The sequence below is a fragment of the Pontibacter liquoris genome (assembly GCF_022758235.1).
Lineage (GTDB): Bacteria > Bacteroidota > Bacteroidia > Cytophagales > Hymenobacteraceae > Pontibacter > Pontibacter liquoris.
Window position 1 is genome coordinate 425544 of record NZ_JALEBG010000001.1, and the last position, 23454, is coordinate 448997.

Consider the following 23454-nt stretch of genomic DNA (forward strand, 5'->3'; position numbering starts at 1 on the left):
ACTGTTAGACAAAGGACAAAAGAGAAATAAGTATACCTTTAGTCCTTTATCTTTTGTCAAATTCTCCTTTGTCAAAATAAGCTATGTTCGAATCCGAAGTACAGATACGCGTACGCTACGCCGAAACCGACCAGATGGGCTATGTATACTATGGCAACTATGCGGCCTATTACGAGGTAGCCCGAACGGAGGTGTTTCGCCGGCTGGGTATCCATTACAAAGAGATGGAAGCCACCGGTACCATGATGCCGGTGATGGAGCTCAAGTGTAAGTACATCCGGCCGGCCCGCTACGACGATCTGCTGACCATTAAGCTGTTTTTAAAGCAGAAGCCGCACGGTTCGCGTATAAAGTTTGAGTACGAAGTGTATAACGAGGAACTAACGCTGTTGAATGTAGGCGAAACCACAATGGTTTTTGTAGATATGAAATCCGGCAGGCCAACCGCCATCCCCGTTCTGCTGCACGAAAAATTAGACAGCTATTTTAGCGAATGAGGCTGAACCAGCAATATCTGAGGCGCCGGCGTGCCTACCGCAAGTTCATCGTGTTTCTGAAGCGGTGGCGTTTTAACAACGGCCAGTCTTCGGTATATGACGTGGTGGACGTGCTGATCGGGGAGCTGCGGCTCGACTCCATTACCACGCGAGCCGCCCACATGGCCTTTAACTTTACGCTGGCTACCTTCCCGACCATCATCTTCCTTTTTACACTCATCCCGTATATTCCGAGCGTGCTCAACCTGGACCTGAGCCAGAGCATCCTCAATTTTATTGCCGATTTTATGCCCAAAGAAATGTATTCGGTGGCATACGGCACCATCGAGGATATTGTGAATAAACCGCGCGGGGGCCTGCTTTCCTTTGGTTTTCTGTTTGCCCTGATCCTTTCCACCAACGGCATCATGTCGCTGATGGACGCTTTCGACAAGAAGTACCATACCTTTTATAAGCGCACTTACCTGCGCAAGCGCCTTATTGCCACTGTGCTCACCATTGCCCTGGCGGCTATCCTGCTGGTGGCCGTGTTTACCATTTTCTTTGGGCAGTGGATACTCGACGTGCTGGTTTACTACGAAGTAGTGACCGAGAGCTATACCTATACCCTGATCGTGCTGCTCAAGTACATTGCCGTTATCCTGTTGTTCTTGCTGGCCACCTCGCTCATCTATTATTATGTGCCGGCTGTGGAAGACAAATGGCCGCTGGTATCGGCAGGGGCGGTCGTGGCCACGGGCCTTATCTTTGTAGTGTCGTTCCTGTTCTCGCTCTATATCAGCGCGTTTGATAGTTATAACAAATTCTACGGCTCCATCGGTGCGTTGATTGGTCTAATGATCTGGCTTGACTTTATCTGCGTGATCCTGATTCTGGGCTTCGAGATTAATGTAAGCATCGACTCGGTGACCAAGCGCCTGGTGCGGGAAAAAGTGGCCGAGCCTGTGGAAAAAGCCATTTCCTGACGCGGCGGGTAATTATAGATAAATCCCTATCTTTCCATAGTTTATACCTGTGCTCCGTATACTATGGCCTTCCTGAAAAACATTTCGCTGCAGCAGCTCTGGCAGGGTGCTGTCGCTACTTTTCTCCAATACCCGTTAGCGCTGCTTTCGGCCTTGCTGGGTACGGTGGCCGCTCTTATCCGCATCGAAATACCTTACAACAAAGAGCATCTTTATACTTACCTCGACAAGCTGATGCTGGTGGGAGCGCTGGGGCTGGTGCTGTTCTTTGTGCTGGAGCTGCTCGTGCAGAAGTATGGCCTGGACTTAAAAAGACGCGCCATGTTGTGGCTGGCGGGCAGTGTGTTTCTGGTGGTGTATTACCTGCTGCTGCCCCGGGCCGTGGAGGAGCGCACGTTCCTGCGCTTCCTGTTGCTGGTGCTGGCCCTGCACCTGGCGGCCGCTTACGCCATGTTTGTAAACCGGCGGGAGGAGAATGCCTTCTGGCAGTTCAATAAATCCCTGTTTTTGCGGTTCCTGACCGCCCTCCTTTATACAACGGTGCTTTACATTGGCCTGACCATTGCCGTGGCCGCCATTCACCTGCTTTTCTCGGTGGAGGTGGCCGGCGAGTTTTATGCTGAGTTGTGGGTAAGTATGGTTGGAATATTTAATACCTGGTTTTTCCTGGCGGGCGTGCCCACCCGCGTATCCGAACTGGAACAGAGCGACCAATACCCCAGAGGTCTAAAAGTATTTACGCAGTTTGTGTTGCTGCCCCTGGTTGCGCTCTACCTGGTTATTCTCTACTTATACTTTGGCAAGATCGTGCTGCAGTGGGAGTGGCCCAAGGGGTGGGTGTCGGTGCTGGTGCTGTGCTTCTCTATTGCCGGGGTGCTGTCGCTGCTGCTCATTTATCCTATCCGGCGGGAGCCCGGCAACACCTGGATGCGGACGTTTGCCCGCTGGTTTTACCGGGCGCTTTTTCCGCTGATCATCCTTTTGTTGCTGGCCATCTGGCGGCGCGTGTCCGAGTATGGCCTTACCGAACCGCGGTATGTGGTGCTGGCCCTGGCGCTGTGGCTGTGCTGTGTGGCCTTATACTTTTTGCTGAGTCGCCTGAAAAATATCAAGTTCATTCCTGTTACCTTAAGTATAGTAGCGCTGCTGATGGCTTACGGCCCGTTTAATGCTTTTCAGGTGTCGGCCTGGAGCCAGACCAACCGGCTGGAGGAGTTGCTGCAGGGCAGCGGCGTGCTGCACAACGGCCAGGTGCAGGAAAAGCATCCGAAAGTAAAAGAAGACGTGGCCCGGGAGGTAAGTGCCATTGTGCGCTACCTGGCCGAAAAACACGACCTGCATGAGCTGCAACCCTGGTTTAAGCAGGACCTGGACAGCATGCTGGCCAGCAAAACAGATCCTGCTACCTGGAGCAGCAGGGCGCGGGCAGACGAACAGGCCCGGCTACTGGTAGAGCGCATGGGCATCGCGTATAGCGAAAGGTATGTTTCCGTGGACACCGACGAGGTGCTTTACTTTTCCGTTGTGCCGGAGGGTGACGGCGCTACAGTCGTTGACCTGGCCGGCTATACGTATGGCATGCGCTTTAACCCGGCCGGTGCAGAAAACCAAAGCCAGTCGGAGTACCTGCTAGGAAAACAGCCGCTCACCGTTAAGCTGGAGCATGATAAGCAGCAGCTATACTTCGAAATGCCTGGCGAGACGCTGACCCTGCACCTGCTGCCGATCATAAAACAGCTGGAAAAGAAACAGGGACGGCCGCTAAGCCAGGCTGAGATGACCTTTACCGTGGAAGGCAGCAAAATGGGAATCAAGCTGCTGGTGCAGGATCTGTATGTTGCTAAAAAAGACGATTACCGGATCGGCAATCTGAGCGGCTACCTGTATGTGAAACGCAAGGAATAAAATAAGCAGCTTCAGAACCAACAGCTTAGGCGAAAGCGGAAAAAAACAGGAGAAAAATTTTAACGTATAGTTTTGAAAGTTCGGTGCAAGCCCATACTTTTGTACACGAATTACGATAGAGAGTTGGCGGAGTGGTCGATCGCGGCGGTCTTGAAAACCGTTGACTGTAACAGGTCCGGGGGTTCGAATCCCTCACTCTCTGCCGGTAGCAATACCAATTCAAACTGAAAGCCTGCAAACCACGTGTTTGCAGGCTTTTTTGTTTTCTGGCCAGTAGCCACTTGGTTCTTTTTCCCAAAAAGAAGCAGCGCCCTCCCGTGAGATGATGATGCCATGCAGCTACAGGCGAACTCTACATGCTGCTGCCGTATACCTCTATGACTACAGAAGAAAACAGGTGTAAGGCTGCTGCACCCATGGGAGTGTAGCGCTAAGCAAGAGCCTTTCAGAAGTAGGGCAAGGCTGGCAACCGCATTTTTTTCATATAAGAACTTAGGACATGCCTAGTGAGAACAATGATCGAATAGCGAAAGAGCTGAAGTTCTATTTATTTGAGTTAAGGAAAACGGAGCGCCTCTGGCACATTCCGGTGCTGGCTTCGTTGTGTGTGGGCGTACCACTGCTCATCGGGTATTATTTCGACAGGCTGAACTATGGCATCCTGGCCTCTACAGGCGGCCTGGTTATTTTATACCTGCCCACTACCACCCTGGCCAACCGCATGATTACGTTGCTAGCCTGTTCCTTCGGGTTTATTTTTTCTTATGCTATCGGTATCAGCTTCAGCTTTAATCCGGTGGTGTCGGCTGTGGTGCTGGGTATCTATACTTTGTTTGTACACTGGGTGACCAAGTATTTTGCCATGAAACCTCCCGGCAACTTCTTTTTCATCATGCTGTTTTGTGTGGCTATCGCTTCGCCGTTTAACCTGGCAAGTATCCCCACCCGAATAGGGCTCACTGCCATGGGCACCATGTTTTCGGTGTTGCTGGCTTTGTTCTACAGCCTATTGATGCTTCAGAGGCGCGCCCCGATCTCCGAATTGATTTATGTAAAGAAAAATACATACGCCAATTTTGTAGAGTCTGCCCTGATCGGACTTTTTATCGGGGGCTCTTTTCTGGTGGGGCACCTGCTAAAGCTGGAGAACCCGTACTGGGTGCCTATCTCGTGCCTGGCCGTAATGCAGGGCGCAAACGCGCGGCATATCTGGCAGCGTAGTCTTCACCGGGTCCTGGGTACATTTATCGGGCTGGGAGTAACCTGGGTGCTGGTTTCTCAGAACCTGACGCCGTTGGGCATCTGTATTAGTATCCTGGTGCTGCAGTTCGTTATCGAAATGCTGGTGGTGCGGCATTACGGGCTGGCCGTCGTCTTTATCACGCCCATAACCATTTTTCTGGCCGAAGCTGCCAGCGCCATGTCGTCAGACCCAAACGTGCTAGTGTACTCCCGATTTTTGGATATTGTGCTCGGCAGCCTGATCGGGGCAGTAGGTGGCTGGATTGTGCATCACCATCAGCTGCGCTACATCGCCGAACGTCAGATCAGAAAAACCAGGATCGCGATTTTAAGAAGGTAGCAGCAAAGCAGTATGGCGGCTGCCATATCGGGTTGTGTATCCGGAGATCATTCTAACTACACAGGGCTGTTAAGTTCTAAAAAGATAAGCACAAAAAACACTGTCATTCTGTTAAGAATCTTGGCAGCAGGGAGGTTAAGCTTTTGCAGCTTGCGGGGGTGGGGAGCTTCTAAGAAGATCCTTTCAGGATGACAAAAAGTAGAACTTAACAGCCCTGCTTCCAACTACGGGGTTTCTTCTCTAACGATTTCAAGTATGAGCATGCCGGGGAAACAGTTTTATAAAGGACTATATGGTACAAACACCATTGAATTTGCGAAGGGGCTTATTCATGTGTATCCTTTTGGGGAGATCGGGAAGCTGAACCACGGCCAGGTAAAACCCCATGCGCATAATCATTTCCTGCAAATCTTCCTGATTCAAGACGGCCGGACAGAGTTTTATCACAGCACGGAGAAAGTTACGATACACGGCCCTGCCTTTATCGTGGTGCCGAAGAATATGGAGCATGGGTTCATGCATCTGACACCTGTTTCAGGCTGGATCATCAACCTGGCAGATACCGTGCTGGAGCACATGCTGCAACGCGAAGCTGATGTGATCTTCGGGATGGACGAGATCCACGTAGTAGCTGTGACAGCAGCAGAACCCGCCACCACCGAGGTGTTTGGAACCATGCAGAAGTGTGTGGACGAATACAACAGCCAGTTGCCGGGGCGGCTCCTGATGCTGCAGTACCTGACCGGGCAAATGCTTGTGCAGCTTTACCGTATTTCGCTGGGTGGCAGGCAAGCCTTCTTTTCTTCTTCCAACATCAGCAAAGTATACTTCCGGCGGTTTCAGCAACTCATCAGGGCAGAAGACTCTTACAAGAAAAGCGTAGAAGAGTATGCGCACGATCTGTTCATTTCCACCGGCCATCTTAGCCGGATCTGCAGAAGTATAGCCGGCCAGTCGCCCAAAGATATCCTGATTGATTATTTTATGGCCAAAGCCCAGCTGGCTCTTTCGGATGTAGACAGCAACATTGCCGACATCTCCTACACGCTCGGCTTTGAAGACCCCGCCTACTTTGCCCGGCTTTTCAAGAAAAAGACCGGCCAGACACCCCAGGAATTCCGCAAAAAGATAGGTGTGAAGCGCAGCTAAGCGCCCGATGTTCGATTTGTCTAGGGAATAGCGCAAAAGTCCTACCCGCAACGCTTCTGTACGGATACATTTGTAAAGCCGGTGAGTGGTTACTTTCTGTAGTAAGTAAATACTCATTTCTGGTTTACAGTCGTACAGCTAATTACATGAATGACATACAGATAGAGCGAATTGAGGCCGTTATTGTGGACCTGCCCACCATACGTCCTCACCACTTATCCATGGCCGTGATGCGCAACCAGGCGATGGTGATCGTGCGCCTTTTTTGCAGCGATGGCATAGAAGGTATAGGTGAAGCCACCACGATCGGCGGCCTGAGCTATGGGGATGAATCGCCGGAAGGCATGAAGCTGACACTCGAGACCTACATTGCCCCGCTGCTGCAGGGAAAATCCCCTTTAAGTATAAATGCGCTCATGGCCTTGCTGGAAGATCACATCAAAGGAAACAACTTTATAAAATCTGCCATTGAAACCGCCCTGCTGGATGCGCAGGGCAAAAGGCTGGGCGTTTCTGTTGCCACCTTACTGGGCGGCGCGGTGGCTACAACTTTGCCCGTGCTCTGGACCCTGGCCAGCGGCGATACCGAAAAAGACATTCAGGAAGCCCATGCGCTGCTAAAAAACGGGCGCCACAACGCCTTTAAGCTTAAAATAGGCCGCCATGACTGGAAAACCGATGTAGCCCATGTGCGAGCCATAAAAGAAGCCGTTGGCCCGGAGGTGAAAGTAACCGTGGACGTGAACCAGGCCTGGACGGAAAGTATAGCCAAACAAGGAATAGCCCTGTTGCAGGACGCAGGGATAGACCTGATCGAGCAGCCCATTCTTAAAACCAACTTCGACGGGCTGGCCCGGCTCACGCACTACTTCACAGTGCCGATCATGGCCGATGAAGCGGTAGCGACTGTATCCGATGCCTTTAAGCTCGCCAAATTGGGCGGGGGCAGCGTGTTTGCCTTAAAAATTGCCAAAGCCGGCGGTTTGATCAACATTCAGAAACAGGCGGCCATTGCTCAGGCCGCAGGTATAAGCCTATATGGCGGCACCATGCTGGAAGGCACGGTAGGCACGGTGGCTTCGGCGCACGTTTTCAGCACCTTGCCGCACCTCGACTGGGGCACCGAACTCTTCGGCCCGCTTTTGCTCACCGATGACATCGTGAAGAAAAGGCTAACCTACCAAAACGGAGGTATGGAAATTCCGCAGGGGCCGGGGCTGGGGATAGAGCTGGATATGAATCAGGTAGAAAAGTATAAACGAAGATAAGCTATGATATTTCACGTGCATATGACAGTGAACATTCCACTGGATCTGGATAAAACCTATGTAGATGATTTGAAGGCCAAAGAGAAGGCGCTTTCGCAGGAGTTGCAGCGGCAGGGCAAATGGACGCACATCTGGCGCGTTGCCGGCAAGTATGCCAACATCAGCATCTTTAATGTGGCCAGCGCCGGCGAACTGCATGATATTCTGCTATCACTCCCGCTTTTCCCTTTTATGCAGGTGGAGGTAACCTCCCTCTGTCAGCATGCTTCTTCCGTCAAAAACGAAGAAGAAGCCCTGTAAGGCACCTTTAAACAAAGCAACTTATAATCTAAAACATTAACGACCATGGAAAGAAGTCAAATCGATGCCGTTATCCGGCAGATAGAATCCACTGAGGTTCCGGGGAAAGGATCGGATCGCATCAAGGAGATCGTCAACCGCCTGACCGCCGACCTGTTTTATGCCATAGAAGACCTCGATATTCAGCCGGAAGAAATCTGGAAAGCCGTAGACTGGCTGACCATTACGGGCAAAGCCAATGAGTGGGGCCTGGTGGTGGCCGGCCTTGGGCTGGAGCACTTCCTGGACCTGCGCATGGACGAAGCCGAAGCCAAAGCCGGCATTACGGGCGGCACCCCCAGAACGATCGAAGGGCCGTTGTATGTGCCCGGAGCGCCTGAATCGGTAGGATATGCCGAGCTGGAAACGGAGCCCGAAAAAGGAGGCGAGCGCCTGTACATGCAGGGGCATGTGCGCGATGAGAATGGCAAGCCGGTGCCCTATGCCAAAGTGGAAGTATGGCACTGCAACTTGCGAGGCATGTATTCTATCTTCGACTCCGCGCAGCCACCCTACAACCTGCGCAGGGCCATCATCACCGACCAGGAGGGAAAGTATAGGTTTAAGAGTGTGCTGCCGGTAGGGTACAGTTGCCCGCCGGGCGGCGCGACAGACCAGTTACTCAAAGCCATTGGCCGCCATGGCAGCCGTCCGGCACACATCCACTTTTTTGTAACAGCGCCCGGTTACCGCAAACTAACCACGCAGATCAACATTGAGGGCGACCCGCTGATCTGGGATGACTTTGCTTTTGCCACCCGCCCGGAGCTGGTGCCGCACATCACCCGCTACTCTGCTGCCGAAGCCTGGGAGAAATTTAACATCGACGAGCCGTTTGCTTCCATTGATTTCGATTTTGAGATACACAAGGAAAAAGCAGGCGTGTTCTCTGCCGAAATTGAACGCACCCACGGGCCTGCCTAGGCGCAGGCGCCGCTCTCCTTTTTATTTATGCCCAGGCCTGGCGCAGGCATAAGCAGCAGGTAACGCAGCCGCACTAAAGTATAAGATGATCAAATAATTTATGTCAAGTATAAAAATTGCCGCTAACACGTGCTTCTATACCTATGAAGACCTGGGGCAGGAGGATACCATCGTGTTTTCGAACTCGCTCGGGACGGACCTGAACATGTGGGATGGGGTGGTGGCGCTCGTAAAGCCCTCCCTGAATGTGTTGCGCTATGATACCCGCGGGCACGGCCAAAGCACCATCAGTTCTGATGCGGTAACCATAGCCGAGCTGGGCGGGGATGTCATCGCATTGCTGGATCATTTAAAATTAGGCGCGGTATTCTTCTGCGGGCTCTCGATGGGCGGGCTGGTCGGGCAGTGGCTGGGCATTCATCACCCGGAGCGGTTCAAAAAGATCATTATTTCCAACACCGCCGCCAAGATCGGTACTGCCGAGGGATGGGACGCCCGCATAGCGCAGGTCAGGAAAGAGGGGCTGCAAAGTATACTGGAGGGCACGGCGCAGCGCTGGTTTACCCCGGCCTTCCGGCAGCAACACCCCGGGGTGGTCAGCGCAATTCTCGATAAATTCAAACACACTTCCCTGCAGGGGTATGTGGCCAACTGCGCTGCCGTGCGCGATGCGGATTTCAGGGAGGAACTGCAAAAGCTGCACGTTCCTACGCTGGTTATCAGCGGCACGCAGGACGAGGTGACCACACCCGCGGATGGCGGCTTTTTAGCGGCCCGAATCCCCTGCTCGCGGCATGTGCAGCTTGATGCCAACCATTTGTCGAGCGTGGAGGTGCCGGCAGCTTTTGCAAAACAGGTGCGCTACGCCACGGAAGGGCAAGGCGCCTTTAAATGAAAAAATTAATCAGCTACTTATGAAATCGGTACCACAGATAAGCCTTGAAGAAGCCGTTGCTTTGGTAAAGGATGGCGATACATTGCTGCAGGGCGGCTTTGGGATGACGGGAAACCCCGTACACCTGATGCACGCGCTTGCCAAAACCTCCACGAAGAACCTGACCTTTATCGGTAATAACGTGGGGGAAGCGGGCATTGGCGGGGGCAGGTTGCTGCGCAACGGGCAGATCAAAAAGATGATCGGCTCTTTCTTTACCAGTAACCCCGAAGCGGTGAAAGCGGCCCAGGATGGCGATGTGGCGTACGAGCTTCTGCCGCAGGGCACGCTGGCCGAAGCCATACGCGCCGGCGGTGCCGGCATCGGCGGTTTTTATACGCCTACCTCGGCCGGTACAGAACTAGCCAGGGGTCGCGAAACAAAGGTAATCAAAGGCGTAGAGCAGGTTTTTATTGAAGGTATTCGGGGCAATGTGGCCTTTGTGCGTGCCTGGCGGGCCGATACGGCCGGCAACCTGACCTACCGCATGACGGAGCAAAACTTTAACCGCGCCATGGCCACGGCCGCCGATCTTGTGATAGCCGAAGTAGAGGAAATTGTGCCGGTAGGCGAGATAGCGCCGGAGCATGTGCACACGCCGGGCTCCTACGTCAACTACCTGGTGGAAGCCAAACTGACCACAAAAGATCTGGGCTCGTCTGCCTCGGTAGCCTCCTCCAGAAAAGTGGATGAGACGCGCATGAACATGGCCCGGCGGGCGCTGCAGGAGCTCCGAAAAGGCGACGTGGTGAACCTGGGCATCGGGATTCCGACGCTGGTGGCCGATCTGATCACGCCGGAAGATGGCATTGTGATGCACACCGAAAACGGCATGCTGGGCGTGGGTCCGGCCCCGGCCGATGGCGGCGGCGCGATGGATTACCCCGTGAATGCCGGCAAGATCCCTGTCACCGCTCTTCCGGGAGCCAGTTATTTCGACTCCGCTGATTCCTTTGCTATGATTCGGGGCAGGCACGTGGATATTGCCGTGATGGGAGGGCTGGAAGTAGATGAACAGGCCAACCTGGCCAACTGGGCTGTGCCGGGGCAGCCGCTGCTGGGCGTGGGCGGCGCCATGGACCTGGCGTCGGGCGCCAAAACGCTGATCATCACCATGACCCACACCAACAAAGACGGCTCGGCCAAAGTAGTGCCGGCCTGCAAGTTGCCCTTAACTGCCCGCAAAGCAGTGGACATGCTTATTACGGACCTGGCCGTTTTCCGGTTTATAGACGGGCAACTGACCCTGACCGAGCTGATGCCGGGCGCCACCCTGGAAGAAGTGCGGGCCAAAACAACAGCCACCTTTACGGAAGCACTTATGGCCTAAACAGCAGATAAAGCCTTTACAGGGAGTAGGGTAAGGCCAGCCTTTTTCCTGCGTAAGTATAAAGTATAACCGAAACAATGGCAGACAAAAAGTATGGCATAGACAGGAACATGATCTTATATATTATCCGGTGTACTGTTGGCTTCCTGATCGGTTATGCGCTCTACCTGGCTTTCCCGCAGTTCGAGCTGTTCTGGACTATCCTTTCGATCATACTTGTGCTGTCGCCGGAAATAAAGGATTCGCCCAAACTGACCAACGAGCGGGTAAAATCGAACCTGATCGGGTCGAGTGTCGGGCTGGTCTGCTTTTTGCTGCCATTGCCCGAGGTGATGATGATGGTGCTAGGGATTGCGATTGCCATTTTCGTGTGCCATTTCTTTAAGCTGATGAATGTGGCCCGGACGGCTATTGTTGCCTTGATCATTGTGGTGATCCATGAGCGGGAAAACCTGACTTATTGGGTGGCGGTGGAGCGCTTTTTATCGGTCACGCTGGGTTGCCTGATTGGGCTTGCCGTTTCGAGCGCAACCTCCTTTTTATCTGAGAAACTCATTAAGAGAACAAACCGGTAGTAACACTTACAAACCAGAAGTAATGAGCAAAGAAGCCTATATCATAGATGGAATCAGAACTCCGATCGGGAGCCTGGGCGGTGAATTATCGCCTGTACGAACCGACGACTTGGCGGCCATGGTCATAAAAGAGCTGGTCAGCCGTAATCCAAACATCCCCAAAGAGATGGTGGATGATGTTATACTTGGCTGCCACAACCAGGCCGGCGAAGACAACCGCAACGTAGCCCGCATGGCGCTGTTGCTGGCGGGTTTGCCCGTAACAGTACCCGGCGAAACCGTAAACCGCTTGTGTTCTTCGGGTATGTCGGCCATCATACAGGCAGCCCGGGCCATTAAGGCAGGGGATGGCGATGTGTTTATTGCCGGTGGGGTAGAGCACATGACCCGTGGCCCCCTGGTGGTTTCCAAGCCGAGCAAAGCCTTCGGAAACGACTCGCAGATGTATGATTCGACTTTCGGCTGGCGCTTCGTCAACCCCAAGATGAAAGAGATGTATGGCGTAGATCCCATGGGCCTGACGGCCGAAAACCTAGCAGACATGTATCAGATTTCGCGGGAAGACCAGGACAAGTTCTCCTACCAAACGCAGATGAAAGCCGCCAAAGCACAGGAAAACGGAACGCTGGCAGAGGAGATTATGCCCGTTACGATTCCGCAGCGAAAAGGCGAGCCGGTGATCGTTACAAATGATGAATTCATCCGGCCAAACACTACCCTGGAAACACTGGCTAAGCTGAAGCCTGCTTTCAAGCCGGACGGCACGGTAACAGCCGGCAACGCCTCGGGCCTGAATGATGGTGCGGCAGCGACTTATGTAGTTTCGGGAGAAGCACTCCAAAAGTATAACCTGACCCCTTTGGCCCGCATCGTCAGCTCAGCAGTAGTAGGCGTAGAGCCTCGTATCATGGGCATTGGCCCTGTGCCTGCCACCCAGAAAGCGTTGCAAAAAGCCGGCTTACAACTGGCCGATATGGACATTATCGAACTAAACGAAGCGTTTGCCGCGCAAAGCCTGGCCTGCACCAGAGCCCTGGGCCTGGCCGACGATGACGCGCGCCTGAACGTGAATGGTGGTGCTATTGCGTTTGGCCACCCGCTGGGTATGTCGGGTACTCGCATCGTGTATAGTGCGGCACTTTCCCTGAAAAGGCTACAGAAACGCTATGCCCTGGCTACCATGTGCGTAGGAGTGGGGCAGGGGTATGCCGTTATTCTGGAAAGGGTTTGATTTGATTTTTGTTGAAGTAAAACAGCTGCGCAGGAAGTTGTTTGAAACTTTTGGACGCGGCAGATAGTCTGCAAAATCATCTTCTATACTTGCTATAAGCGGGGTTTTAAGCCGGGATGGGGGATAAGCCGGCGCGTTTCGTTACGCTTCAATGAGTATAAGGCGGCCAGAGTCCTGCGCTCTTTAAGTATAAAACGTGCCTAAAACTGCGCCATAGACCAGGTGCCCCAGCAGCGTAACCAGGGGGGTGCCCTTTCCATAGTTAAGCGCAAAAAAGCCGGGTGGCTCCAGTTGCCTGGTTGGGGTGGGGCCCTGAAAGGGGCTTGCCATCCGAGGATGAATAAAGGTTAAGGTTTCCAAACCTACGGACAATACAAAAGCGCCGTGCACAAAACCAATGGCCAGGCCAAACCACCAGATAGCAAGGCCCGCGCTCTCGAAGGCAAAGCCATAGATAAAGGCAAAGAGCCAGCCCATGATCAAATGCGCCACAAAGCCCAGTCCGGGTGCCTTGTTCCGGTTTGCCGTAAACAGGGTTCCAAGTATAAAAGGCAGATCCATGCGCGTCAGGCCCAGGGGCCTGGAAACGGACAGGAGCGTTGTCAGGAGCAGCGTAGCGGCAAATCCCCATAAGATCAGATTGCCGATATTCATACTTCCAGGGCTTGTTTGTGGTAGGCTTCGTTGATGGAAAGTGCGGCATGCACCAGGCCGATGTGGGTGAAACCCTGCGGGTAATTTCCCAGCAGCTCATGGGTGTCCGGGTCCACTTCTTCTGATAATAGCCCGGTAGGACCGGCATGTGCCAGCATCGTTTCAAAAATCTGAACAGCTTTTTGCAGTTCTCCTGCCCGCGCAAAGTTTTCGGCCAGCCAGAAGCTGCAGATTCCAAACGATTCTTCGCTTCCCTGCAGGCCATCATCGGTGTTTTTGTACCGGTAAATCAGGTTATTCTTCGATAAGCATGTATAAACCTGGCGGGCCGTAGCAATCATTCGGGGAGAAGCGGCGTCGCAGTAACCGACAAGAGAAAAGGTCAACAGGCTGGCGTCTAAGGTGCTTCCGCTTAGCTCGCGGGTATAAGACCCGAGGAGGTTATTGTACCCAAGGCGCTCTACTTCGGTGCGAATGGCGGCGGCCACCTGGCGGAATTTGTCAAGAGGCGCTTCTTTCCAGCAGTATTTTTCTGCTAGCTTGATCAGGCGGTCCAGTCCTACCCAGGCCATGACTTTGGAGTGCGTGTGTTGCACAAGAGCAGAGCGTACTTCCCAGATCCCGTTATCAGGCTCATCCCAGAGTTTGCAGATCGTTTCGCCAAGGCCCAACGCAAATTTCCTCGTATCGTGGTCGAAGACCTTTACAAGCGAGGCATACGCAAAAAGGGCATCGAGCACTTCCCCATACACATCCAGCTGAAACTGCCCATCTGCTTTATTCCCGATACGTACCGGCCTGGCGTTGCTATAGCCCTGCAGCCAGCCGAGGGTTCTCTCTTTTAAAGAAGCATGGCCAAAAACGGAATAAACAACCTGTAATTTGGGCCGCGTCAGCTGCGTGGCATGTAGGATCCAGTTCATGTAGGCATGCGCTTCTTCCTCAAAGCCGAGCTTTACCAGTACCCGAATGGTAAACGAAGCATCCCGCAACCAGCAGTAGCGGTAGTCCCAGTTCCGCTCCCCACCTAACTTTTCGGGCAGCGACGTAGTAGGCGCTGCCACTATAGCACCTGATGGGGCATGTGTCAATAGCTTTAAGGCAAGGGCGCTTCGCCTTACGTGGTCGGCATACAGCCCCGAATACCGGCAGTGACTGATCCAGTTTTTCCAGTAGTTTATCGTCTGCTCCAGCCGCTTACCAGCGGTTGTTCTTAACTCCGGAAGTATGGCGGGGCTTTGGTCGGAATAACTAAACGAGAAAAAGACCTGCTCGCCGGGGCCTACCGAAAATGCAGCTGTTACCCTGGCCTCCTGCCTGTTTATTCGTAACTGTTCGGGCGCAAGCGAGCTCAGGAAAACGTAAATGTTTTCTTTCCAGGTAACATGTATGCCCAGCTTTTTCTGATCGTTCAGCTGCGGGAGCTCCCTGCCGTAGAAGATGCGGGGCGCAAACTCCATATTAAAGGGCACGGTGCCCGAGAGGCCTTCCACCACCCGTAAAATCTCATGATCCGGGAAAAGGGCGTGCAGTTTGTCTGCTTCCGGCATGGCTGTAAAAGCATCCACAAGGCGGGCGGTGCCTTTAGTCGTTTCAAAAAGGATTTCCGCCACGTTGGTATCCGGCAGGTAGCGTTGGGTGGCGCTATGCGCCGCGGAGGGAGTAATAGCGAAATGTCCGCCTTTCTCATTGTCTAAAAGGGCTGCAAAGATGGCAGGCGAATCGAATTCCGGCAGGCAACACCAATCAATTGCGCCTTCCCGGCTTACCAGCGCCGCCGCGCGTGCATTGCCTATCAGGGCATGATCGGAGAGTTTCGCTGCCATACGTTAGCATGTATTACCTTCTCAACTGCTTTATACTTTAAAATACCATGCCCTTGCCGGCTACAGCTTCGGCCGCAGCAAGCCCGCTCCCTATACTTCTCCTGTGAAGTATGCTGTTCGGTTGCGCTTGAAGCCTTGTTCTCAGCTTTCGGCTTTCTGCAGCCTTACTTCGATCTGGCCATCCTGCACCCGCACGTCGAATTTGGGCTGGGGCTCCGTTGCCGGGCCATTCCGTACGCTGCCATCCCTTAACGAAAAGACCGAACCATGCCACGGGCAACGTACACAGTCATCATCCAGCAGGTCGCCCTCTGATAGTGGTCCGCCCATGTGCGCGCAGGTATGGGCGATAGCGAAGATCTCCCCGTCTTTCCGCGCCAGAAGTACGGCAACTTCTCCGGCTTCTACCCGGCGCATGGTGTTTTCAGCTAAGTCGTTTTCCGGCAGCACCGCCACAAAATTCGTCGGGTATTGGTCTGCCGTAGCGGTGTGGTCCACGCCGATCTGCTTGCCAAAAACAAGGTGGCCGCCCAGGTAGGCTCCCGCGCTTACCACGCCATAGCCCAGCATGGCCAGGCTGATGGCTGCGCCGCGGGATTTCTTACGCCGGCGCAGGATGAGCGATGTAGCATAGAGTGCCGTGGCGCCGGCATTTAACAGGCCATGCATCAGGCCAATCCGGCGGCTTTCGCTTGTGGTGCCTGTCCAGTCGGTGAGGCCGGTAACGGCTGCGCCTACGGCTCCGGCCAGCCCAACTGCAATGGCGGCATCTGCTCCTGGCTTGTACGCTTCTTTACCGAGCAGCTCCAGGCCATCCAGCACAGCAGCGGTCGTCCAGGCGCCGACCGGCACATCCGTAATCGCCGGGTGAAGCGGGTGGCCAAGCCAGACGCCATGCAGAAAGTTTTTGATTTCCTGGCCCGCTTCGCCGCCTGCTTTAAAAGCGTCTAATACGGCGGGTTGCAGCGCATCCCCTGCGGTGCCAAGCCACTGTTGTTGGGCAATAGCATTAAGTGTTGTTTTCTGGTTCATGCGTTTTCCTTTCGTTGATTTAAGTATGGCAAGCTCTGGTTCGCACAGGCAGTATAAGGGTGTGCAGGGTGCTAAACCTGTAGTAGTGGCGGGCAATGCCTCGGTTCCGGCCATTGTTTCTAATCCTGGGCCTGGCATTATCTTATTAGACATGTAAATGGTGTAATGGTTACAACTAATTGCTGATTAATTGTTTAATACCCGCTAAGAGCAGTATAAGGCAGCATTATTAAGTATAGGAAGCTGGTAATTGGGGCGGAATATTTGCAAATCCTTACGGACAGATACTTGGTGCGGGGAGCGTAGCACGGGCCTGTTTACAGGAAGGGATTATTCCCCGGGAATGCATCCGGAAGACCGCGGCGCCGGCATGTTGAAACGGCAATCTTGCTTGGTCCTGGAAATTGCCGGAAGTCAGGGCCACCGTACAAGCGCAACTTTGCATGAGGCACCCTCTGCTTTAGTTGTTTTTGTAGCGGTTATTGTGTAAATTTGGTTTATCAGTTTACGACCGTGCTGCCATATAATAGATTTTTCAGTGCTTTTCCAAAGTCCCTTGCCGGCTTTGTCGCAGCCTCACATCACGTATCTTTAAGTGATGTGCTGAACGGTTATTGCCTGAATTTTTATTCAGCTCCTAAGGACTTTAACAGGTAGGCCGGAAGCTCCCGGCCCAAGCGCTAACCTCTGCTCAGGCAGGCAATTCTGTACGCTACAGGCTGCAGTGCCTGGCCGCACCCGTTTTAGTTTTTCCTGTTTCCCGTATCGTTTATCGCCACTAACTACTGCACAAGGCAGATTTTTGCTTTTGCAGCGGTTAGCTTGTACGTATTGGTTAACCCGCCGGGGTAGTTTTAGGCTTTCTTAAGCGATCTGATCGTTGCTCCCGTAAGTATAACTTTAAATGGAGCAGGTATACGGAGCGTGATGCGGTTGCTAAACAGAGCCCCGCCACGACAGATTACGGCAGGATCGTATCAAATAAACGATGTAGCGGGTGGTAGCGGCAAGGCGGCAGAGGAGCAGAACGATACTTGGGCATGGCTGCAACGGCTAAAAATGAACGAAACTTTAAACTTAACTTATATGAACACCATTTATTTAACTGAAAAAGACCACCAGCGGCTGCATGCCCTGGTACAGGCACAACGCCTGACAAACGGACCGCGTGCGGTGGAGGCACTTGGCAAAGAGTTGAAGCGCGCCAAGGTAGTGGCCACAGAAGAGATTCCGGTTGATGTTGTTACCATGAACTCTATTGTAAGACTGAAAGAACTGAAAAGCGCTTCGGAGATGGAAATTACGATCGTCTATCCGAAAGATGCAGATCTTGCGAGCAAAAAGATCTCTGTGCTGGCTCCCGTTGCCACGGCGGTGCTGGGCTGCAGGGTAGGCGACGAGGTAGAATGGCCGGCGCCGCAGGGCGGCACTGTCACCTATAAAGTGGAAAGTATTTTATACCAGCCGGAGGCAGCAGGCGACATATACCTCTAATTTTTCTTTCCGCTATGCCCTGTGCTACTCCTGCTTTCCGGGCCGGAGGCAAGGGAAGAAAAGCGCCCATACAGCTAATTGTATAAAAGAATATGTTTAATTTTTTCAACGAGGAAATTGCCATCGATCTAGGAACTGCCAATTTTCTTGTCATTTACAAAGACAGAGTGGTGGTGGACGAACCTTCTGTTGTGGCCTTTGAAAACGAGTCGGGTAAGGTGATTGCCGTTGGCCGGAAGGCGATGCAGATGGAAGGCAAAGCGCATGAAAACATCCGCATTGCCCGGCCACTGAAGAATGGCGTAATAGCGGACTTTCATGCTGCCGAGCACATGATCAAGGGTATGCTCCAGTTGGTCAGCAACGGCAAAAAACGGTTTACGCCTTCTTACAAAATGGTGATCTGCGTGCCTTCCGGCATTACGGAAGTGGAAAAACGGGCCATACGTGACTCTGCCGTTATTGCCGGCGCCAGGGAAGTATACCTGGTACATGAACCGATTGCCGCTGCCATCGGCATCGGGCTGAACGTAGAGGAGCCCACAGGCCATATGGTCGTCGACATCGGCGGGGGCACCACCGAGATAGCGGTGATTGCGCTGAGTGGGATTGTTTGTGACCAATCAGTTCGGGTGGCAGGCGACACGTTTGATTCGGACATTGTGCACTTTATGCGCCGGCAGCACAATATTCTGATTGGCCAGCCTACCGCTGAAAAGATCAAACTGGCAGTGGGCGCCGCCATATCTGAGTTGCAGGAGCCTCCGGCCGATACTTCCATTAGGGGGCGTGACTTGGTAACCGGCCTTCCGAAGCAGGTAAATGTATCCAGCAGCGATATTGCGCATTGCCTCGATAGGTCACTCGTTAAAATAGAGGAAGCCATTCTCAAAACGCTGGAGATCACGCCGCCCGAGTTGTCAGCTGATATTCACCAGAGCGGAATTTACCTGACCGGCGGTGGTGCGCTGCTTCGCGGCCTGGACAAAAGAATTGCTTCTAAAACAAAGCTCCCCACACATGTGGTAGAAGACCCGCTCCGCACTGTGGCAAGAGGTACCGGTATTGCGCTGAAGAATACCGGTCGTTTCCGGTTCCTGATGCGGTAACCAACCGGCGGGCTACCCGGGGAAGCGCTGCCTGCTTCTAAAAAGCAGGCGTTATCAGCGTTTTTATTTACTTGTAAACTGGTTTAGAATGATGAGGAGAGAACTTAAAAACGCCTTTGGCAAAGTATACTTAACGGTTGAGGTCGATACCCTGAACAGATGGGTGTATGCCAACTGGATCGGGTACTCTACCGAAGCAAGTATAAAAGCCGGCGTAATCATGTATACGGAGCTCCTGGGAGCGGATCTGAATTGTATGTTGATCGATACCCGATCGATGATTGGCACCTGGGACCATTCGCTGGAGTGGATGCTGAGCAAATGGGCGCCACGGGCCGCGAAAGCCGGCCTGGCGTACTATGCCCTGGTTGCTAACCCTGGCACCTTTGCCGAATCCACGGCAGATGATTTTCATGCCCGGGTAAGCTTGTTTCAGGCCCGGGTCTTTGACGACATGGAAGCTGCAAAAGATTGGCTTAGTCCGTACGCAATGAAAAATACCCTGGGCCGCCCAGATCACGCGCCGCAAGCTGATGCAGGTAGCAGGACCCGTTCTGTCCCCAAGTCCCGGCACACCAAAAGGTTTTCCAAGTATAGAGGATGGAAAGGCAAAGCGAATACGTTGTTATAAGCTGTGCCTTCCGGCTTCACTGAGGGTGTAACCAAACACGACCTGTTAAGTGATCCTCGTTGCACTTATACTTTAAAGCGGCACTATTTGTCCTACCCGGCGTGTTGGTTCGCTGCCTATAAAAGGCATTGCTCCGCCCCAGACCCGTTTACGAAGGGAGCCCATGCCTCGGCTGGCAGGCATGCGTTGAGCTTTGCAGGCGCTTAATCCCATCTTTCATACTTCCCAACCTGCTCCTACTTGCCGAAATAGCCCTACATGGCACCCTATCACTAGCTGAAGCCCTTTTTTAGTCATGTTATGGTAAGCCCCAATGCCGGCGCGCCATGTGCGGGAAGTGAGTACTCATTAAATAAAAATCATAAATTTCTTTTTTAGATAAAACGGTTTAGCTACTTTAGCCCTACGTTCTTACAAGGCACAACTGGCTCTAACGGAAAAGCACACCAGCGTCCGCCGCACTTACTGGTAGAAAAGAAGGTAGTAATTATACTTATATAAGAATATACTGTTTTTAAGTTAAAACCTAGAACACGCTGCGCCCGATATGCGTAACAGTTTTTCTGGAAGAATAGAGATCCTGTGATTGATCACTTCTTAAGCCGAAAAATCAAGTAGCAGCTGGTTGCTATACCTTAAATGCAGGCAGCTATAAAGCAAGAAGTTTCCTAACCGGGACAAAGCGGAAGCAGGCAGGCGTGCCGCTACCGAGAACTCTAAAGTATAAGCGTGGGCTGCCCAATTCAGTTGCTACCCGCCGGACTCTGCCGAGCTCCTTTAGGGGAGAGAAACATTTTACCCAAACGAACTTTTTTGCAAGGTATATTGGGGCCTCACCGGAGGCTGGTAAATTAATTTCAACGCTTGCTAAATCGATTTAGTATCATGATTATTCCACTAAAATCTAAGTATATGCAACACCAGTTTACGAGTATGTTTGATGGTGACCCCGTGAAAACAAGAACCCGGTTCTTTAGAACCAGCCTGCTTGCTTTTACACTGTGTGCGGGCGTGCCTGTAACGCAAGGCCAGGCGGCTAATTTGCCCGGGCCGGTAAATTCTACAGAAATCATTGTGGCTACCAAGGGGCTTTCTATGGAAAGCCTGCGCCGGTATGCCATCCAGGTGAGCGGAAAAGTGACGGACGCCAGCGGGCAGCCCTTGCCTGGCGTTTCTGTGGTGCTAAAAGGCACAACCGTTGGGGCTACCACAGGGGTAGACGGCAATTACAACCTGACCATTCCGGACGGGCAAACCAACATGACACTGGTATTCTCTTATATCGGTTTCGTGAAGCAGGAAGTGTCAGTTGGAAACAGATCGGTTATTGATGTACAGCTTCAGACAGATGCCAAGGCGCTGGAAGAAGTGGTGGTAGTAGGCTACGGTACCATGGAAAAGCGCGAAGTGAGTAGCGCCGTGACTACGGTTACCAGCGAGGATTTTCAGAAAGGTGCTTTTAACAGCCCCTTGCAAATGATAGAAGGCCGTGTGGCCGGTGTAACCATCTCTAACTCCGCAGCCGGCGATCCGAATGCCGGACCTGAAATCCAGCTACGGGGCGCTTCCTCACTGAATGCCGGAAATGGCCCCCTTATCGTAATCGATGGCTTGCCGGGCGGCGATCTGCGCAACCTGGCCCAACAGGACATCGAATCTATTTCCATCCTGAGAGACGCTGCCGCGGCTGCCATTTATGGCTCGCGCGGTGCAAACGGCGTGGTGTTGGTTACGACCAAGCGGGGCAAGGCTGGCAAAGTGCAGGTAACCTACGACAGCTATGTGGAGCACGATGAAGTAGCGGCCAAGCCCGATGTTCTTTCAGCCGAGGAGTTCCTGGCAAAAGGAAGAGACCAGGATTATGGCGCCCGCACCAACTGGTACGACGAACTGCTGCGCAAAAGCAACTTCGGGCAGAACCACTCGCTGGCCATCAGCGGCGGTAACGAAAACACTGTGGTGCGCCTTTCCGGCCAATACCGAACCAAAGAAGGTCTCGATATTGCCACGAACCGCAAAGAGTACGGCCTCCGGGCAAGCATTTTGCAAACTGCTCTCAATGGTAAACTGGAGCTGGGCGGTAACCTGTCTTACCGGATCGCAAACGAAGAGTATACCAACTATGGCGCTTTTCAGCAGGCGGTAAAATTAAACCCGACCATTCCGGTCATGGATCCGGAAAATCCTTTGATGTTTAATTCTTTCAAGGGATACGATACCTATAACCCGGTGCAGAACCTGAAAGCCCGTGAGAACGGGGCAGATCATGAGTATGCCATTGTGGATGTGAGTGCCAAGGTAAACATTCTGGATAACCTGAGCACGGAGCTAAAGCTGGCCCGCCAGGGACATATACAGAAGGGAAGAGAGTATTATACTTCCAAATCCGCAGAATCCATTGATAACGAGCGTATTGGGCGCGCCCGCCTGGAAAACAACAGCTATACGGACTATGTATTGGAATGGCTCAATAATTACAATACCAAGATCGGCAAGCACGATATCCGGGTATTAGGTGGTTATTCCTACCAGCAATCCTATCAGGATGGTTTTTACGCAGAGAACGCCAACTTCCCATCGGATGCTTACTGGTACAACAACCTGAGCGCCGGTAGCTGGAACAGCGATGAAGCGGGGCGTCTGGGGATGGATTCCTGGGCCAGTAAGGAAAAGACGATCGCCTTCCTGGGCCGCGTGAATTATAACTACAACGATACTTACTTCCTGATGGGGTCCTTCCGCTATGAAGGCAACACCAAGTTCGGTATCGATAACAAGTGGGGTTTGTTCCCGGCGGTTTCAGCCGCCTGGCGTATTTCCAACCTGCCGGCTTTGCAGAACAACGAAGTGGTTAACGACCTGAAGCTCCGTGCTTCGTACGGTGTTACCGGTCGTTCTAATTTCAGAAGGTATACCGCGCTTCGGAAATATCAGGGTTTTGGCAAATACCTGAACGACGAAGGCGAGTGGATACAGGTGTATGGCCCGGGCAACAACTTTAACCCGGACCTGCGCTGGGAGAAGGCGATCTCTTATAACGTGGGCCTTGACTTTGCCTTGTTTGATAACAAGCTGAGCGGTAGCATCGATGTCTTCGACCGCCGCAACAGTGACCTGATCTCTGATTATACCGTGCCAGTACCACCATACCTGCACGATAGAATGACGGTAAACGTGGGTACTACCAGCTCCAAAGGTGTTGAGATGGCCTTGAACTGGAATGCCGTGAGCACAGAAGATTTTAGCTATTCCACCGCCTTCACAGGTTCTTACTCCAAGGCAAAACTAGGATCCTGGTCCAATGAAACCTATAAATCTGACTTTTTCTATTTGCAGGACCTGCCTTCTCCGGGCAACCCCGGCCCGGCTTACAGACTGGAAGACGGGACGGACCTGGGTAACTTTTATGGTTACAAGTATGCTGGCGTAGACGAAGATGGCAACATCCTTGTCTGGAAAGACGGCGTGGAAGGTTCTGAAAAGCTGCGCGCCGCTGGCCCAAGCATCCAGGCAAACAGCGATCGGGACAGAACGTATATCGGAAACGGCACTCCCCGCTATGAACTGGGCTGGACCCACGCGCTGAACTACAAAGGCTTTGACCTGACCGTGTTCTTCCGCGGACGTTTCGACTACCAGATCCTGAACCTGTACCAGATGTACTATGGTCTGCAGGGCGAAGCAGGCACTAACCTGCTGACAGATGCCTACGACCGCAACGACCACATCAAAACCGGCAAGGTAATCACAGATTACTTCCTGGAAGACGGCGACTTTGTAAAACTCGACAACATTACGCTAGGCTGGTCTCCAAAACTGGGCGTGAAGCAGATCAGCAATTTCAGAATTTATGGCTCGGTTAGAAATGTGTTTACCATCACCGGTTATTCTGGTTTAGATCCTGCCTCAGTAGGGGTAGCAGGCTTAACCCCAGGCTATGGCAGTTTGGATGTGTACCCTACGCGCAGAAATTTTGCCCTTGGCGCACAGATCACTTTCTAAGTCCATC

At 52.8% G+C, this 23454-nt stretch carries 19 protein-coding genes and 1 tRNA gene; 17 read left to right on the plus strand and 3 right to left on the minus strand.

Going from position 1 to position 23454, the window contains the following annotated elements:
- Positions 1-83: 83 nt before the first annotated feature.
- The 13 genes from LWL52_RS01780 (at position 84) to pcaF (ending at position 12699) form a co-directional block, all read left to right on the plus strand.
- On the plus strand, positions 84-497 hold the full coding sequence (locus LWL52_RS01780) for an acyl-CoA thioesterase (protein WP_242916412.1): 414 nt from the start codon (positions 84-86) through the stop codon (positions 495-497).
- Entirely contained in the window at positions 494-1462 is a 969-nt protein-coding gene (locus LWL52_RS01785) for a YihY/virulence factor BrkB family protein (RefSeq protein ID WP_242916413.1), read from the plus strand. The genes LWL52_RS01780 and LWL52_RS01785 overlap by 4 nt, the downstream gene beginning before the upstream one ends.
- 63 nt (positions 1463-1525) lie before the next feature.
- Positions 1526-3367 (plus strand): DUF4153 domain-containing protein, encoded by a 1842-nt coding sequence (locus LWL52_RS01790; protein WP_242916414.1) that lies wholly within the window; start codon positions 1526-1528, stop codon positions 3365-3367.
- A 117-nt stretch (positions 3368-3484) separates the two neighbouring features.
- Positions 3485-3569: transfer RNA gene (locus LWL52_RS01795), tRNA-Ser, on the plus strand.
- Positions 3570-3866: 297 nt separating this feature from the next.
- Positions 3867-4949, plus strand: coding sequence for an FUSC family protein (locus LWL52_RS01800; protein WP_242916415.1), 1083 nt, complete (start codon positions 3867-3869; stop codon positions 4947-4949).
- Between the two features lie 255 nt (positions 4950-5204).
- Positions 5205-6098, plus strand: a complete 894-nt coding sequence (locus LWL52_RS20600; RefSeq protein WP_302467784.1) for a helix-turn-helix domain-containing protein — start codon at positions 5205-5207, stop codon at positions 6096-6098.
- Positions 6099-6244: 146 nt separating this feature from the next.
- Positions 6245-7366 carry a muconate/chloromuconate family cycloisomerase gene (locus tag LWL52_RS01810; protein ID WP_242916416.1) on the plus strand — a complete coding sequence of 374 codons (1122 nt, stop codon included), beginning with the start codon at positions 6245-6247 and terminating at the stop codon, positions 7364-7366.
- 3 nt (positions 7367-7369) lie between these two features.
- Positions 7370-7666: a muconolactone Delta-isomerase gene (gene catC / locus LWL52_RS01815; RefSeq protein ID WP_242916417.1), complete on the plus strand. Its 297-nt coding sequence runs from the start codon at positions 7370-7372 to the stop codon at positions 7664-7666.
- Positions 7667-7711: 45 nt separating this feature from the next.
- Positions 7712-8629, plus strand: coding sequence for a catechol 1,2-dioxygenase (gene catA, locus LWL52_RS01820; RefSeq protein WP_242916418.1), 918 nt, complete (start codon positions 7712-7714; stop codon positions 8627-8629).
- Between the two features lie 100 nt (positions 8630-8729).
- A complete protein-coding gene (gene pcaD, locus LWL52_RS01825) occupies positions 8730-9524 on the plus strand; it encodes a 3-oxoadipate enol-lactonase (protein WP_242916419.1) in 795 nt (264 codons plus the stop codon).
- Positions 9525-9543: 19 nt separating this feature from the next.
- On the plus strand, positions 9544-10893 hold the full coding sequence (locus LWL52_RS01830) for a 3-oxoacid CoA-transferase (protein ID WP_242916420.1): 1350 nt from the start codon (positions 9544-9546) through the stop codon (positions 10891-10893).
- 77 nt (positions 10894-10970) lie between these two features.
- Positions 10971-11468 carry an FUSC family protein gene (locus LWL52_RS01835; protein ID WP_242916421.1) on the plus strand — a complete coding sequence of 166 codons (498 nt, stop codon included), beginning with the start codon at positions 10971-10973 and terminating at the stop codon, positions 11466-11468.
- 22 nt (positions 11469-11490) lie between these two features.
- Positions 11491-12699, plus strand: a complete 1209-nt coding sequence (gene pcaF, locus LWL52_RS01840; RefSeq protein ID WP_242916422.1) for a 3-oxoadipyl-CoA thiolase — start codon at positions 11491-11493, stop codon at positions 12697-12699.
- A gap of 183 nt (positions 12700-12882) precedes the next feature.
- Here pcaF and LWL52_RS01845 read toward each other — a convergent pair whose 3' ends face one another.
- From LWL52_RS01845 to LWL52_RS01855, 3 genes are all read right to left on the minus strand, one after another.
- A complete protein-coding gene (locus tag LWL52_RS01845) occupies positions 12883-13353 on the minus strand; it encodes a hypothetical protein (RefSeq protein ID WP_242916423.1) in 471 nt (156 codons plus the stop codon).
- The gene (locus LWL52_RS01850; protein WP_242916424.1) at positions 13350-15179 is read right to left on the minus strand and encodes a glycoside hydrolase family 15 protein; all 1830 of its coding nucleotides are present in this window, start codon (positions 15177-15179) and stop codon (positions 13350-13352) included. Before LWL52_RS01850 ends, LWL52_RS01845 begins: the two co-directional genes overlap by 4 nt.
- 141 nt (positions 15180-15320) lie before the next feature.
- Positions 15321-16211 carry a Rieske (2Fe-2S) protein gene (locus tag LWL52_RS01855; RefSeq protein WP_242916425.1) on the minus strand — a complete coding sequence of 297 codons (891 nt, stop codon included), beginning with the start codon at positions 16209-16211 and terminating at the stop codon, positions 15321-15323.
- A gap of 1086 nt (positions 16212-17297) precedes the next feature.
- Between LWL52_RS01855 and rnk the strand changes: the two genes are divergently transcribed.
- From rnk to LWL52_RS01875, 4 genes are all read left to right on the plus strand, one after another.
- Positions 17298-17705, plus strand: coding sequence for a nucleoside diphosphate kinase regulator (gene rnk / locus LWL52_RS01860; RefSeq protein WP_242916426.1), 408 nt, complete (start codon positions 17298-17300; stop codon positions 17703-17705).
- A 92-nt stretch (positions 17706-17797) separates the two neighbouring features.
- The gene (locus LWL52_RS01865) at positions 17798-18814 is read left to right on the plus strand and encodes a rod shape-determining protein (RefSeq protein ID WP_242916427.1); all 1017 of its coding nucleotides are present in this window, start codon (positions 17798-17800) and stop codon (positions 18812-18814) included.
- 88 nt (positions 18815-18902) lie between these two features.
- Positions 18903-19445 (plus strand): STAS/SEC14 domain-containing protein, encoded by a 543-nt coding sequence (locus tag LWL52_RS01870; RefSeq protein ID WP_242916428.1) that lies wholly within the window; start codon positions 18903-18905, stop codon positions 19443-19445.
- Between the two features lie 912 nt (positions 19446-20357).
- The gene (locus LWL52_RS01875) at positions 20358-23447 is read left to right on the plus strand and encodes a SusC/RagA family TonB-linked outer membrane protein (RefSeq protein ID WP_242916429.1); all 3090 of its coding nucleotides are present in this window, start codon (positions 20358-20360) and stop codon (positions 23445-23447) included.
- The last annotated feature ends 7 nt before the right edge of the window (positions 23448-23454 follow it).

Bases quoted from the DNA above. Each gene is read 5' to 3' on its own strand.
- LWL52_RS01870 (WP_242916428.1), top strand. From the start codon at position 18,903: ATGATGAGGAGAGAACTTAAAAACGCCTTTGGCAAAGTATACTTAACG.
- LWL52_RS01830 (WP_242916420.1), top strand. From the start codon at position 9,544: ATGAAATCGGTACCACAGATAAGCCTTGAAGAAGCCGTTGCTTTGGTA.
- LWL52_RS01865 (WP_242916427.1), top strand. From the start codon at position 17,798: ATGTTTAATTTTTTCAACGAGGAAATTGCCATCGATCTAGGAACTGCC.
- LWL52_RS01845 (WP_242916423.1), bottom strand. From the start codon at position 13,353: ATGAATATCGGCAATCTGATCTTATGGGGATTTGCCGCTACGCTGCTC.
- pcaD (WP_242916419.1), top strand. From the start codon at position 8,730: ATGTCAAGTATAAAAATTGCCGCTAACACGTGCTTCTATACCTATGAA.
- pcaF (WP_242916422.1), top strand. From the start codon at position 11,491: ATGAGCAAAGAAGCCTATATCATAGATGGAATCAGAACTCCGATCGGG.
- LWL52_RS20600 (WP_302467784.1), top strand. From the start codon at position 5,205: ATGAGCATGCCGGGGAAACAGTTTTATAAAGGACTATATGGTACAAAC.
- catA (WP_242916418.1), top strand. From the start codon at position 7,712: ATGGAAAGAAGTCAAATCGATGCCGTTATCCGGCAGATAGAATCCACT.
- LWL52_RS01800 (WP_242916415.1), top strand. From the start codon at position 3,867: ATGCCTAGTGAGAACAATGATCGAATAGCGAAAGAGCTGAAGTTCTAT.
- LWL52_RS01855 (WP_242916425.1), bottom strand. From the start codon at position 16,211: ATGAACCAGAAAACAACACTTAATGCTATTGCCCAACAACAGTGGCTT.
- LWL52_RS01850 (WP_242916424.1), bottom strand. From the start codon at position 15,179: ATGGCAGCGAAACTCTCCGATCATGCCCTGATAGGCAATGCACGCGCG.
- LWL52_RS01785 (WP_242916413.1), top strand. From the start codon at position 494: ATGAGGCTGAACCAGCAATATCTGAGGCGCCGGCGTGCCTACCGCAAG.
- LWL52_RS01780 (WP_242916412.1), top strand. From the start codon at position 84: ATGTTCGAATCCGAAGTACAGATACGCGTACGCTACGCCGAAACCGAC.
- rnk (WP_242916426.1), top strand. From the start codon at position 17,298: ATGAACACCATTTATTTAACTGAAAAAGACCACCAGCGGCTGCATGCC.
- catC (WP_242916417.1), top strand. From the start codon at position 7,370: ATGATATTTCACGTGCATATGACAGTGAACATTCCACTGGATCTGGAT.
- LWL52_RS01875 (WP_242916429.1), top strand. From the start codon at position 20,358: ATGCAACACCAGTTTACGAGTATGTTTGATGGTGACCCCGTGAAAACA.
- LWL52_RS01835 (WP_242916421.1), top strand. From the start codon at position 10,971: ATGGCAGACAAAAAGTATGGCATAGACAGGAACATGATCTTATATATT.
- LWL52_RS01790 (WP_242916414.1), top strand. From the start codon at position 1,526: ATGGCCTTCCTGAAAAACATTTCGCTGCAGCAGCTCTGGCAGGGTGCT.
- LWL52_RS01810 (WP_242916416.1), top strand. From the start codon at position 6,245: ATGAATGACATACAGATAGAGCGAATTGAGGCCGTTATTGTGGACCTG.